General features: G+C 43.1%; 13 protein-coding genes and 1 riboswitch. Of the genes, 6 read left to right on the top strand and 7 right to left on the bottom strand.

What is annotated here, in order from left to right; genetic code table 11:
- Nucleotides 1-657, top strand: a complete 657-nt coding sequence (locus SVI_RS05935; protein ID WP_013050556.1) for a 3-oxoacid CoA-transferase subunit B — start codon at nucleotides 1-3, stop codon at nucleotides 655-657.
- An 86-nt stretch (nucleotides 658-743) separates the two neighbouring features.
- On the opposite strand, the gene SVI_RS05930 is transcribed toward SVI_RS05935, so the two are convergent.
- On the bottom strand, nucleotides 744-1,274 hold the full coding sequence (locus SVI_RS05930) for a TlpA family protein disulfide reductase (protein ID WP_013050555.1): 531 nt from the start codon (nucleotides 1,272-1,274) through the stop codon (nucleotides 744-746).
- Between the two features lie 235 nt (nucleotides 1,275-1,509).
- On the opposite strand from SVI_RS05930, the gene SVI_RS05925 reads away from it, so the two are divergent.
- Nucleotides 1,510-1,944 (top strand): hypothetical protein, encoded by a 435-nt coding sequence (locus SVI_RS05925; protein WP_013050554.1) that lies wholly within the window; start codon nucleotides 1,510-1,512, stop codon nucleotides 1,942-1,944.
- A gap of 43 nt (nucleotides 1,945-1,987) precedes the next feature.
- On the opposite strand, the gene SVI_RS05920 is transcribed toward SVI_RS05925, so the two are convergent.
- The 4 genes from SVI_RS05920 to SVI_RS05905 all read right to left on the bottom strand — a co-directional run bounded on the left by SVI_RS05920 (nucleotide 1,988) and on the right by SVI_RS05905 (nucleotide 6,516).
- Nucleotides 1,988-2,566 carry a thymidine kinase gene (locus SVI_RS05920; protein WP_013050553.1) on the bottom strand — a complete coding sequence of 193 codons (579 nt, stop codon included), beginning with the start codon at nucleotides 2,564-2,566 and terminating at the stop codon, nucleotides 1,988-1,990.
- A gap of 210 nt (nucleotides 2,567-2,776) precedes the next feature.
- Complete coding sequence (locus tag SVI_RS05915) at nucleotides 2,777-4,345, bottom strand: Na+/H+ antiporter NhaC family protein (RefSeq protein ID WP_013050552.1); 1,569 nt, start codon at nucleotides 4,343-4,345, stop codon at nucleotides 2,777-2,779.
- A 78-nt stretch (nucleotides 4,346-4,423) separates the two neighbouring features.
- A riboswitch (Lysine riboswitch) is annotated at nucleotides 4,424-4,642 on the bottom strand.
- A gap of 201 nt (nucleotides 4,643-4,843) precedes the next feature.
- The gene (locus SVI_RS05910) at nucleotides 4,844-5,767 is read right to left on the bottom strand and encodes an electron transfer flavoprotein subunit alpha/FixB family protein (protein ID WP_013050551.1); all 924 of its coding nucleotides are present in this window, start codon (nucleotides 5,765-5,767) and stop codon (nucleotides 4,844-4,846) included.
- A complete protein-coding gene (locus SVI_RS05905; RefSeq protein ID WP_013050550.1) occupies nucleotides 5,767-6,516 on the bottom strand; it encodes an electron transfer flavoprotein subunit beta/FixA family protein in 750 nt (249 codons plus the stop codon). The genes SVI_RS05910 and SVI_RS05905 overlap by 1 nt, the downstream gene beginning before the upstream one ends.
- A 305-nt stretch (nucleotides 6,517-6,821) precedes the next feature.
- Here SVI_RS05905 and SVI_RS05900 point away from each other — a divergent pair, with 305 nt between their 5' ends.
- The gene (locus SVI_RS05900) at nucleotides 6,822-7,214 is read left to right on the top strand and encodes an H-NS histone family protein (RefSeq protein WP_013050549.1); all 393 of its coding nucleotides are present in this window, start codon (nucleotides 6,822-6,824) and stop codon (nucleotides 7,212-7,214) included.
- Between the two features lie 1,321 nt (nucleotides 7,215-8,535).
- On the opposite strand, the gene SVI_RS21985 is transcribed toward SVI_RS05900, so the two are convergent.
- A complete protein-coding gene (locus SVI_RS21985) occupies nucleotides 8,536-8,670 on the bottom strand; it encodes a hypothetical protein (protein WP_013050545.1) in 135 nt (44 codons plus the stop codon).
- Nucleotides 8,671-8,765: 95 nt separating this feature from the next.
- On the opposite strand from SVI_RS21985, the gene rcsF reads away from it, so the two are divergent.
- The 3 genes from rcsF to SVI_RS05885 are packed head-to-tail and all read left to right on the top strand — an operon-like array spanning nucleotide 8,766 to nucleotide 10,575.
- Nucleotides 8,766-9,152, top strand: a complete 387-nt coding sequence (gene rcsF / locus SVI_RS05895) for an Rcs stress response system protein RcsF (protein WP_013050544.1) — start codon at nucleotides 8,766-8,768, stop codon at nucleotides 9,150-9,152.
- A 40-nt stretch (nucleotides 9,153-9,192) separates the two neighbouring features.
- Nucleotides 9,193-9,945 (top strand): tRNA (N6-threonylcarbamoyladenosine(37)-N6)-methyltransferase TrmO, encoded by a 753-nt coding sequence (gene tsaA, locus SVI_RS05890; protein ID WP_013050543.1) that lies wholly within the window; start codon nucleotides 9,193-9,195, stop codon nucleotides 9,943-9,945.
- A 15-nt stretch (nucleotides 9,946-9,960) separates the two neighbouring features.
- Nucleotides 9,961-10,575, top strand: coding sequence for an acyltransferase (locus SVI_RS05885; RefSeq protein WP_041419734.1), 615 nt, complete (start codon nucleotides 9,961-9,963; stop codon nucleotides 10,573-10,575).
- A gap of 357 nt (nucleotides 10,576-10,932) precedes the next feature.
- Here the strand turns inward: SVI_RS05885 and SVI_RS05880 are convergent, their stop codons facing one another.
- Nucleotides 10,933-12,174, bottom strand: coding sequence for an acyltransferase family protein (locus SVI_RS05880; protein ID WP_013050541.1), 1,242 nt, complete (start codon nucleotides 12,172-12,174; stop codon nucleotides 10,933-10,935).
- Between the last annotated feature and the right edge of the window lie 203 nt (nucleotides 12,175-12,377).

Raw genomic sequence — 12,377 nt, 5'->3', positions numbered from 1 at the left:
ATGGCATTAACAAGAGATCAACTCGCACAACGTGTAGCAGCAGAGCTAAAAGATGGTTATTACGTTAATTTAGGCATAGGTATTCCAACCTTAGTGGCTAACTATATCCCCAAGGGAATTGACGTGATGCTGCAGTCGGAAAATGGTCTGCTCGGCATGGGAGAGTTCCCTACAGAAGAGACCATAGATGCCGATCTTATCAACGCAGGTAAGCAAACTGTCACCGCCGTCGACGGTGCTTCATTCTTCTCATCGGCCGAAAGTTTTGCCATGATCCGTGGCGGTCATGTAGATCTTACCGTACTCGGCGCCTTCGAGGTTGATGAACAAGGCTCTATTGCCTCCTGGATGATCCCAGGCAAGCTCATCAAGGGCATGGGCGGCGCTATGGATTTAGTGGCTGGCGCCGATAATATTATCGTCACCATGATGCATGCCGACAAGCGCGGAAACTCTAAACTGCTGACTAAGTGTGAACTGCCGTTAACTGGCTTTGGCTGCATCAAGCGAGTACTCACTGATCTGGCCTTTATGGAGATTAAAGACGGTGCCTTCCACCTGCTAGAGCGTGCTCCGGGTGTCTCAGTCGAAGAGATAGTTGAGAAGACAGCGGGTAAGTTAGTTGTGCCTGAGCATGTACCTGAGATGAGCCTCTAAGCTACATAGATACTGTCTACTGAGCCCCATAATTATGGGGCTTTTTATTGCCTATCTCTGAATCAAAACACAAGCAAAAATAATGGCTAATCTTGCAGAATAAACTCAGTAGCATCTTTCAATTTTTGACTATTAGGATCTGAGATATTAGTCAGCCAGACAATTTCCCCGCGGCGATTGATAAAGACAGTCGTCGGGGTGCCGGCAACACCGTAAGCCTTAGCGGCACTTTCCCCTTGCACTAAGGTTGGGAACTGAATGCCCCGCTCCATTAACGTCAGGGCGGGATCCGCTCCCTCATCTTCATTAAAACTTATTCCTAAGATCTGCAAGTCGCTATCACTGTAGTCCACACGTAACTTATCCAGTCCTGGCTGTAGTTTCTTACAATAAGGGCACCAGGTTGCCCAGAAGTGGATGATAATCGGCTTACCCTTATATTCTGACCACTGATGAACCTTGCCCTGAGGATCGACTAATGCGAACTTAGGTGCCAGTTTCACATCCTCGCTGAACTCTAATGAATTTACTTCTGGGTTAATGAAAACAAAGGTGATTAAACCCAAAATAGTAAGAAGCACTGTCGCTAAACCAAAAGCCTTGATGCCAAATTTCATTTGAATATATTCTCCCTAAATAATATCAATCGGTATAAGCCTGTAAACCATCACCGAAGGAAAACCGGCTACTGGCTGTTCAAGTAATTAACTCACCAGCAGTTAATTCATAGCTATAGACCGACTACTTGGCTATTAACATTCAGTCAAAATGAAATATGTTCGGCAGATAAAATGAAATTATTATGGGCTGTGCACTATCTTTGTTTATGAGCTATACAATGAAATTAACAATATGCAGCCGACATTTCCGAAGAATAGAGAGCACATATTCCAAATCACCGCCGTCTTTAGCATGGTATTTGCGCTGGTGGGATTTAGCTACAACGTCTGGCGAATGGAGGTCAGCGAATACAACTCAACAATGCGCTCGGCAAGCTTTGAGCTCTTGCTACAATTATCTGAGCTGGAAGGGATCATCTATGCCGCCTATTACGATAATGATCCCCTTGCAGGTAATCCGCGAAAAGGTTGGATTAAAGTGAACCTAATTGCAGACTTAAGCATGATCACAGAAGCTCAATTGCAGCAAGCGACTCAACAACTAAAACAAGCATGGCAGTTACATTGGGATTCGATCGACGATGACGAAACGAGTGTCAACGAGGTGATAGCAAGAATTGATGATACGAGGGAGCAGGTAAGACTGTTACTATTAAAATTGGAATAATGACAGATCCTAGGCACTCGAACCTAAGATCTTCTAATCTAATTTAATCCCACAAAAACTCTCTGAAGTGCTTGCGGCAAACTGATTCATAGCTCTCATTGCCACCTATGGCGACCTGTTCCCCCTCACGCATGGGTTTGCCCTCATCGTCTAATCTCAGCACCATGTTCGCTTTACGGCCGCAATGACAAATGGTTTTGAGCTCGACCAGTTTATCTGACCAGGCCAGCAGATATTGGCTACCGGTAAATAGCTCTCCCTGGAAATCAGTTTTCAGACCATAACAGAGTACAGGAATATCCAATATGTCGACGACATAGGTCAGCTGCTTAACTTGCTGTTTACTCAAAAACTGAGATTCATCGATAAGAATACAATGCAGTTTCTGTTCTTCATGAGCCATAGCTATCATCTTGGCAATATCATTATTGCTACCAAATACCTGCGCATCGGTTTCGATACCAATTCGTGAAGACACTTTACCCACACCGTATCTGTCATCGATTGAAGCCGTCATCACTAAGGTGTTCATGCCTCGCTCGCGATAATTATATGAAGACTGCAAGAGAGAAGTAGACTTACCGGCATTCATCGCCGAATAATAAAAATAGAGCTGTGCCAAACTGATATTCCTTATACGTGAATTCGGCTACAGCTTAACAATTTTTATAGTGAAAATCATGTGCCAACGCCCCATTCAGGCCAATACAAACTCATTTTGATAACGAGCCACTCGATCACTGCTGATTTTCAGACAAAAAAATACCGCTCAATTGAGCGGTATTTCACTGGTTAGTCATCACTTAGGCTAGCAAAGACATAGCCCAAATTACTAGCCAGTGGCCTGGGTAGATTTAACCTTCAAGATTAAGACACTAATCAAGAATAAAATACTACAGGTAACCAGTCCAGCTGTCAGAGACTCGGTAAAGCCTAGTACGATATAGCCCCCAAGACTGATCCCAGCAACGATTAAGGCATAGGGCAGTTGAGTGATCACATGATCGATATGATGACAGTTGGCTCCCGTGGAGGAGAGGATTGTCGTATCGGATATAGGTGAACAATGATCACCAAATACCGCGCCGGCAAGCACAGCTGCAAGCATAGGTAGCATCATGTTGGTATGGGTTCCCATGGCCATATCAGCGGCAATGGGTAGCATGATACCGAAAGTACCCCAACTACTTCCTGTAGAGAAAGCCGTCACACCCGCCAGAACAAATAAGACTGCAGGTAATAAGGCAAAAGGAATATTGCCCGATGCCAGACTCGCCATGTACTTTCCTGTCTCTACTTGACCAATCACGCCGGCAATCGTCCAGGCGAATAGTAAGATATAGATGGCGGGCACCATAGAGCGTGCACCAGCAACTAGGCCTTTAATAAGGTATGACTTATCTAAGCCTTGCATCAAGACGAAGGCCAGAGTCGCAACAAAACCGACCAGGGCACCGAAGAACAGAGATGAGGCAACATCGGTATGTTCAAACGCACCAAGAATACTGAATGCTTTTCCGCTGGCCGCTAAAGCGTCCCCACCACTACTCACCATGAAATAGAAGGTCGCAAAGACCAGCACAATAATGGGCAGGAATAATCCAAGGATCTTACCGTTTTCAGCCTCAGGCAGATCTGAGTTAGCACCGGGTGGTAACCCTTTTGCCTCATCATATAAATTGCCTTTTTGTGCATTTAGCTCATGTTGGCGCATGGGACCGACATTGAGATCCATGAAAGCGACACAAAGCAGAAGTAACAGTGAAAATATGGCATAGAAATTCATTGGGATCATCTGAACAAAGATACTCAGATGCCCTGTATCTGCGAAACCATGGGCTGTTAAAATACCGCCGATCAAGGCGATGATATAGGCGCCCCAACTCGACACGGGAGAAATCACGCAGATTGGTGCTGCTGTCGAGTCTAGAATATAGGCTAACTTACTGCGGGAGATATAATATCTGTCTGTCAGAGGTCTGGCGACACTACCAACCACTAAGCTGTTGAAGTAATCGTCGATAAAGATCACGCAACCTAAGAACATGGTCAGTAATTTTGCATCTCGCTTACTCTTAATACGCGTTTTGGACCAATCGGCAAAGGCATTAGCCGCACCGCTCACGGTAATAAGGGCCGTGATCATCCCTAATAGCACCAAGAAGCCTAGAAGGTACATGTTCCACGTATTGAGGGCACCATCATCCCAGAATAGGCTGACAACTTGATCACCTAAATATTGACCCGTTCCCATGAATGAGAAATCATTTATCAATACAGCACCGAGTACTATTCCCAACCCCAAGGAGAGCAATACCCGACGAGTAACAATCGCCATCAGAATCGCAACCGCTGGAGGCAGCAATGAAAGCGCCGAATCGGCATAACTTAAAATCGTCATTTGATTATATTCTTAATTTTTAGTTCGAATGGAGGCTGCTGAACTGGTGGGATATTGGCGATATCTGAAAACACCTGTCCTATCAGTAGCGCTCCATAGTAATACCATTTATTAATAGGTATAAAATCTTCTTATCATCCGGATAAGAGACACTATGGCAGTGCTGTACCTATTCGATACAGCCCCAGTAGTAAACCGTGATATGCATTACTACTTCGGCATCAAACCCTTTCATGATAGATAAGCGGTATCACCCTGACTATCACTACTGATTTTTAATGCACCTCTACTTCTCAGGACGCTTATCATGTGTCGAATTCGAGTACAAAAGCTAGGTACTAGATTCAAGCCAGCATGAAAACGTAAAGTTAATATAAACATAAGCGGCTTTAAGGATTCTACCCCAAAGCCGCCCACCGTGACCAAGGTCACACTTATTTAGCCTGAATCAGAATAATTAACTCAGATTTTACACTTTAACAGCATCTCGTTAGCAATCTAGAGCAGATCCGTTAGCTCAGGAACCGCATCAAACAGATCCGCTTCCAAACCGTAATCGGCAATCTGGAAGATAGGCGCTTCGGGATCCTTGTTGATAGCAACAATCACTTTAGAATCTTTCATCCCAGCCAGATGCTGGATTGCACCGGAAATACCCACAGCGATATATAAGTCTGGCGCCACTATCTTCCCGGTTTGACCCACTTGCAGATCGTTAGATACGAAACCTGCATCAACTGCCGCTCGCGAAGCACCCAGTGCACCGCCTAGTTTATCTGCCAGCTTTTCTAAGATAGCGAAATTCTCACCATTCCCTAACCCACGACCACCCGAGACTACGACCGAAGCCGCACCGAGTTCGGGTCGCTCAGATTTTGATAGGCTCTGAGACACAAACTGAGTCACTGAATCGAATACTTTATCTATAATGACAACATCTGCCGCACCATCATTGCTTACGGCATCGAACGCACTTGTACGTACGGTTAGTACCTTCTTAGCATCATGGCTCTGAACCGTGGCTAATGCATTACCTGCATATATTGGACGAACGAAGGTATCAGAACTCACGACTTCAACCACTTCCGATAACTGAGCCACATCGAGCAGCGCCGATACCCGTGGCAATGTGTCTTTACCTTGGCTAGTGGCTGCAGCCAGGATGTGTTCATAATCATCGGCAAGATCCAGAATAAGCTGTGCCACATTATCGGCGAAGCCGTTGGCATATTGCGCCGACTGTGCAACTAAAACATGTCTGACTCCAGAAAGTAGCTTGGCGGCATCTACCACTGCAGCGCATTCATCACCGGCAATCAAGACATCGACATCTCCACCTATGGCTTGAGCACAAGCGACAACCTTGGCGGTGTCCAGCTTTAAGCTGGCATTATCATGTTCTGCTAATACTAAAATTGCCATTAGATCACCTTCGCTTCATTCTTTAACTTATCGGCCAGTTCTGCAACGCTCGCCACCATAACACCTGCCTTACGCTTAGCCGGTGGAGTCACTTTCAATACTGTTTGATGTTGCTTCAGGCTAACGCCGAGATCATCAATAGCAAGGGTCTCTAATGGCTTACGCTTCGCTTTCATTATATTAGGTAACTTGGCGTATCTAGGGACATTTAAACGCAAATCAACCGTCACTACCGCTGGTAATGGAATAGAAATACTCTGCAGGCCGCCGTCGACTTCACGTGTCACCGCAAGACAATCCCCTTCGACTTTAACTTCTGAAGCAAATGTCGCCTGAGGCATATTAGCCAATGCCGCCAACATCTGCCCAGTCTGATTATTATCACCATCGATAGTTTGCTTACCTAAAATGATAAGTTGTGCCTGTTCTTTTTCCTGAACTGCATTAAGCAGCTTAGCAATAGATAAAGGTACTAACGCCTCTTCAGTTTCGATATGAATACCACGGTCGGCTCCCAGAGCCATAGCCGTACGTAGCTGTTCTTGTGCCGCCTTAGGCCCCACTGTAACAACTACAATTTCAGACACCACGCCAGCTTCTTTTAAGCGCACGGCTTCTTCTACGGCAATCTCACAAAAAGGGTTAATCGCCATTTTCAAGTTAGCGGTATCGACATCGGTATTGTCAGCATTTACTCTGACTTTAACATTAGCATCGACAACGCGCTTAACAGGCACCAATACTTTCATAGGGCTTCCTTCTTACGTCTTATTAGAGGCTTGAGTATAGGTTAACACCTACACAAAGTGGAACCACTTTACGTGCTGTTAACATTAACGTCAACAGGGATTCAAACGACCGTTTGTATCTTTTTTGATACATCTATTTTTATGGTAATTTTTAACCTAAAAAAAATAAAAACAAATAGGATATAATATGAGTCCATATATAATTAACCAACAAATTTAAAATAACATTTGAAACTTGTTCTAATAATTCCTATTATAAGTCTGATGATTTAATCATGAACTTAATATAAATGGACCAAATAATTATGAGCGACTTTCTTGAAATACTAACTCATGGCCGCCGTTTTAAAGCCGCAGTTAAAGAACTATCAATTGAAGATTTACAAGAACTGGCAGTAAAACTTGATAAAGTTATCTCAGAAAGAAGCTCTCAAGTCGAAGCTGAAGCAGAAGCTACAGCAGAAAGAAATGCCAAGATAGATGAGATCCGTAAACAGATGGAAGCTGTAGGACTATCTATTGATGATCTAGGTGCATCTACGGTTAAGCCTGCACCTAAGAAGCGTGCTCCACGTCCAGCTAAATATACTATCGACGTGAATGGTGAAGCAGTCAACTGGACTGGCCAAGGCCGCATGCCAACAGTATTTAAAAGTCAGCTAGACCAGGGTCGTTCTATGGATGATTTCCTTATCTAAACCACTTCTATCAAACAGAAGTAGTATATTAGACCGGCTTATGCCGGTTTTTTTGTATTTAAAATTAACGTTTACCCTATGACCAATAACTATCGGCACTCGATAATTAATTTGCAATTAATATAAGCTATTCCATGTATCGCCATTCAATTGCTTATGTCTAAAGCCATCATAATATACATAATGACATTATTTCTATTAGAGAACTGTAAGCATGAGATAACAGGCAAGCTACTGATAAATCCAAATAATCGACAAGACAATAATCTAGTGTTCCATGATAATGCCCAGTAGTAATTGCCGGATCACGGATTAAAACAATATGATTTAGCAGTTGTTAAGAATAATTAAGTACCTATGATTTCACTCGATATTGATCTGAATCAATATGTTACCAGTCAGGCTTTATCATTCCTTTTACCTACTATAGCATCGGATTTAAAAATCAAAAAAATGAAGTGATACTTACTCTATATGAAGTAGAGCTTATAGGCTGAAACTCATTTAATGGATAATCCATTATGTAAATCTTGGTTCAATTAGCTATCTCAAAATAAATATGATGCTAATATTTGGACAAATAATGGGTTTTACAGTATTCAATCTTGTCATATAGACGGCATGTTTCATGAGCAATGGGCGATATTATGTACCCTGTTCAGGCAGGTGATTTCTTAACATTCGATAAAGGTTTCCCAAAACATCATCCAAGTTTATCCAAGTTATCAATGGAGATTATGCCTGTTATTAGACAAACATTCGCCGATGCCAATTGATATAAATAAAATGAAGGCCAGCCATGTAAAGAGCTGAACCCAGTTGTTTGAATCAAGTTGTTTGAATCAAGCAGTCCATTCACATCTATGGTCAAGATTGACAATGAATAGATTATTTTCGATACGAATCTTTATACCACAACCTGAGTCCTACGCTTATTAAATAAGCATGACACGGTACAACATTAACAAACACTTATATAGATTGAAGCCTTTTTGGCCTCTGTTGACCAAGATTGGGTCATATTTTAAAATAACCAGAAACGCCAGAACCCGATAGAGAAGCCTCCTCTCTAACTAAGCAATACTATTCAAACCAGTTATTATAGAAGTGGAATAGCCGTAATTATCCACAGGCCGCGGACACGGCCAGACTTATGGCCCCTCTAAACAGCAGCTCTGAGAGGTATTAGTCTTATGCCATATAGAGTATAGAGCCGAGCCCTAAGCTAAAAGGTTAATTTGCACAGTGTCTAAAGGCGATATTTTAGCCCCCTGGGAGACCAATAAAGCAAAATGCTATATCGATGACCTAGAGATATATCTCAATAATCGTCAACAACCGCTTTATCAAAAGAAGCTAAAGCGCTAGAATTCCTCTCGATACTTGGCTCATAAAAACAAACCTTTTTATAAGCCAAAGCTATTTCAATACTTAACTCTCTAGCTAAATGCTGCATACCTTACTCTATGTTGATTAAGTGCTGAGAAGTGAATCCCAATATAACAAATATGAGTACGTCATAAACAGTACTCTTAATAACAGGCCTGAATAATGAAGACCCTATTAATCTCTGCCCTAGTTTTACTGCTTAGCGCCTGTGCCGGCGAATATCAATTTAACAGTAACCTCAACGGAGAGGCCATCGACGATTATTTCAGGGCATCGGATGTCACCCTCTATGATAATGTTAAAGCACCTAAACTTCCTTATGAGATCATAGGCCTAGTCGAAGGCGGAACCTGTCAGGAACAAGCCAATGATGCACCGGCTTCTATAAGCGAAGCACGCACACTCGCCCGCAGAGCTGCCGCTGATAAAGGGGCTAACGGTTTGATTATCAAGAAGTGCCTAGTGCTAAAAGAGCAAGATCAAGGTTGTTTCAGTCACGCCATCTGTGTCGGCCAGGCAATAAAAACACCAGAAGCTAATAAGCAGTAATCTTGTTAAATATTTAACCTCCATTTTAAAGTAGTCATAAATGAGCTTTAGTAGTCAAATTCAAGCCGTGGCGTACTGCCGTACGCCCTATAAACAAAAATTTGGGATCCCCAGACAACCGGGACTCGTCAACGCTGCCCGCGGTTTTGTCGAGCTTCAGGCCCCCTACAATGATATCGATACAGTCAGAGGCTTGGAACAATACTCTCATCTTTGGTTGATATTTTGCTTCCATGAGAATCTCGCCCAGGGATGGAAAAACACGGTTCGCCCTCCCCGCTTAGGTGGCAACGAAAAAATGGGGGTGTTCGCGACTCGATCCACCTTCCGCCCCAACGGTTTAGGTCAGTCAGTGGTTAAACTACATAAAGTCCACCAGCGCAAAGGTTATCTGGCTTTAGAAATATCGGGAATGGATCTCCTCGATGGCACGCCCATCATAGATATCAAACCCTATATTCCCTTCTCCGATTCGGTTCCTGAAGCATTAGGCGGTATCGCCCACGAAGCACCAGAACTTGCCAAGGTAGAATTTAGTCAGAGTGCTAAGCAGCAACTAGCAAGCTATGAAGGACTCGAGCAATATCAGCACCTCGAAGAACTCATCATAGGTGTTCTTGCCCAAGATCCTCGCCCCGCCTATAAGAAAGCTAAGGCCGACCCTAAGATCTATCAAGTCGCTCTTTATGATTTAGATATTCTCTGGCGCGTTATCGAAGATTCTAATGAAAGTAATAGTGATAATGAAAACACCATTATTGTGCAAGAAATTAAGACAGGGATCAGTGTTTAACTGTTCACATCATTGATGACACAAGACGACTATCAAGCTCAGCATAAGAAACGCATGTCTTACATGCCCTGGCTCTATTTCAATCTCAAAGCCAAGTTACTGACTTGGGCCAAACCTTGGCAGCTGCAAGTACAAGCGAATTTGATAGCCTTAGAGACTGTCACCATAGGCGATAATTGCTTTATCGCCCCTGAGGCAAACCTGTTTGCCGAGCCAAACCGAGGCATCACTATCGGTGATCTATGCATGATAGCCGCCGACAGTTTCCTCCATGGCCCAATAATCATGGGCAATGAGGTAGCAATAAACCATGGCTGCTCTTTCGATGGTGGCAGTGCTGGCATCACTATCGGCTCTCAGACCCGCATCGCCAATAACGTCACCATCTATGCCTTCAACCATGGCATGGCTCCAGATACCCCTATCTATCAGCAAAACTCAGTGTCTAAAGGCGTGATCATAGGCAAGGATGTGTGGATAGGCGCTCAAGCCGCCATAGTCGATGGCGTTACCATAGGTGATTGTGCCGTGATCGGCATGAATGCCACCGTCACTAAAGATGTCCCCGCTTATGCCATCGTTGCCGGCAATCCAGCTAAGGTGATTGGAGATAGAAGAGACAAGGTATAGAGATACACAGATTTAACCTATTCATTGGCCATCTGTTCTGGCTCATTAAAATAGAGTTGTGAAAACCATAGCTAGATTTCAATCTACTGCCCGCCGCCGAGTTATATAAGAAAATACCAATGCCATGACCATATGGCCAATAATCTTACAAACAGCATTCTCTATAGTTCAAAGCGGATTTATACCCACAAGATAAACCAGAGCCTAACCCTAGTGACATTTATGAAGCCACGTTCTCTTCAGTGGCAGTTACCCACTAGTGAGTAAAAGTTAACAGCCTCAAGTCTATTGATGAAACAAAATCCAGTCATATATGGCTGGATTTTCTTTGGCAGTGTGTCACTGAATTATCTTTTATCAGAAGAGGCGCTTTAGTTTTAAGAAGTGGCGTTCATAACAATGGTAAGAGATCCAGGCCATAACGACTGAAATAGATGCCGTTAGCAACATTCTGACCGGGGCATCTATCAGCATTGACCCACCAATGGGATTAAATAACTCCCCATGGATAGGGCTTCCATCGGCCCTCAGCTCGGCATTTATCCATTTCTGCATTAAAAACCACACAAGCATGTGATACAAGTAGATGCCGTAAGAGTACTTGCCAAACCATCGAAAAATCGAGGACTGGATAAGCATTTTTAGCGGTGAGTCTTGATTTCGCAATACAGAAGCCAGTAACCCCGCAAAGCCCAGTGCAATTAAACTATATCCCAGCACTGAAAAAATGGAATTATGCCGGCCAGGAAATACCAGTTGAAATATGATCACTGCAGGCAAACACAGCCAAAGACCTGTGAATGCGAAACGGTCCCAAACCTCAGGTCTAAATGCTGTTGATCTAGCGTAGACCGCAAGCCCGGCTCCGATCATTAAACTATCAACCCGGCATATGGAAGCCATATAAGTCGCATCAACCCAGTTATCTAAGGTGCTCACCAGCAACAGCCTTAACAGCACAATACATAAGATAATGCCAATAATTGAGCCCTGTAATCTTTTCCAAAATACAAACACAACCAAGGGCCAAACCAGGTAAAATTGCTCCTCAACTGCCAGACTCCAGACTAGCCCCAAAAACTCCGGTGGTTTGTCTGCTAGCCTAAGTTCATCCATGCCAATAACATCGATAATAAGCGGTTCATTCAACATCCATATATAATTAGAACCGTAAAATATATACCAAAATATATCCTTACCAGCCTGATCCAGTGATACTTCTTTTAAGTTCATATCATTCAAGATGTAGGGAATAACAAGGAAACATATCAAGAGGAATAAATAGTAGAGCGGAAATATCCTCAGTGATCTCCTTATTATAAAATTACGAAAGTAATGCCTTCGATGGCGAGTCTCCAAAAGAATGCCCGTGATAAGAAAACCGCTTAACACAAAAAATAAATCGACCCCAATCCAACTTATATGACTTGTCCTGGTAATTATCGTTGTTAGTGAGGTACTCCATTCCCAAGGCCATAGGTGATGAAATAAAACTAACAGTATAGCAATACCTCTAAGGCCATCTAATGTAGGGTTATAGCCAAGGTAACTGATGTGATCATCGGCATTATCTGAGTTTAAATTTTGCCCAGCTTCCATACCAAAGATCTCCAGCCGAATAGTCTAAGTACTTAAAGATATGTTTTTCAGACACTCACTTCTAGTACAAAGCACTTTACGTGCCAGAGATTTAATTCAACATAATCAATGGATAATAGATATTAGCTAATATATCTGTTGATGCGTTCTCAATTTGAGATGCATTCTAGGGATAACTTATCTGGGTGCAGCTATCGCTATCC

This window comes from Shewanella violacea DSS12 (assembly GCF_000091325.1).
Classification (GTDB): Bacteria; Pseudomonadota; Gammaproteobacteria; order Enterobacterales; family Shewanellaceae; genus Shewanella; species Shewanella violacea.
The sequence above is the reverse complement of the archived record's forward strand: the minus strand, read 5'-3'. Positions and strand labels throughout refer to the sequence as shown.

What these genes read in the sequence shown, in the direction of transcription:
- SVI_RS05935 (WP_013050556.1), top strand. Translation starts at nt 1, where the DNA reads ATGGCATTAACAAGAGATCAACTCGCACAACGTGTAGCAGCAGAGCTA.
- SVI_RS05930 (WP_013050555.1), bottom strand. Translation starts at nt 1,274, where the DNA reads ATGAAATTTGGCATCAAGGCTTTTGGTTTAGCGACAGTGCTTCTTACT.
- SVI_RS05925 (WP_013050554.1), top strand. Translation starts at nt 1,510, where the DNA reads ATGCAGCCGACATTTCCGAAGAATAGAGAGCACATATTCCAAATCACC.
- SVI_RS05915 (WP_013050552.1), bottom strand. Translation starts at nt 4,345, where the DNA reads ATGACGATTTTAAGTTATGCCGATTCGGCGCTTTCATTGCTGCCTCCA.
- SVI_RS05910 (WP_013050551.1), bottom strand. Translation starts at nt 5,767, where the DNA reads ATGGCAATTTTAGTATTAGCAGAACATGATAATGCCAGCTTAAAGCTG.
- SVI_RS05905 (WP_013050550.1), bottom strand. Translation starts at nt 6,516, where the DNA reads ATGAAAGTATTGGTGCCTGTTAAGCGCGTTGTCGATGCTAATGTTAAA.
- SVI_RS05900 (WP_013050549.1), top strand. Translation starts at nt 6,822, where the DNA reads ATGAGCGACTTTCTTGAAATACTAACTCATGGCCGCCGTTTTAAAGCC.
- SVI_RS21985 (WP_013050545.1), bottom strand. Translation starts at nt 8,670, where the DNA reads ATGCAGCATTTAGCTAGAGAGTTAAGTATTGAAATAGCTTTGGCTTAT.
- rcsF (WP_013050544.1), top strand. Translation starts at nt 8,766, where the DNA reads ATGAAGACCCTATTAATCTCTGCCCTAGTTTTACTGCTTAGCGCCTGT.
- tsaA (WP_013050543.1), top strand. Translation starts at nt 9,193, where the DNA reads ATGAGCTTTAGTAGTCAAATTCAAGCCGTGGCGTACTGCCGTACGCCC.
- SVI_RS05885 (WP_041419734.1), top strand. Translation starts at nt 9,961, where the DNA reads ATGACACAAGACGACTATCAAGCTCAGCATAAGAAACGCATGTCTTAC.
- SVI_RS05880 (WP_013050541.1), bottom strand. Translation starts at nt 12,174, where the DNA reads ATGGAAGCTGGGCAAAATTTAAACTCAGATAATGCCGATGATCACATC.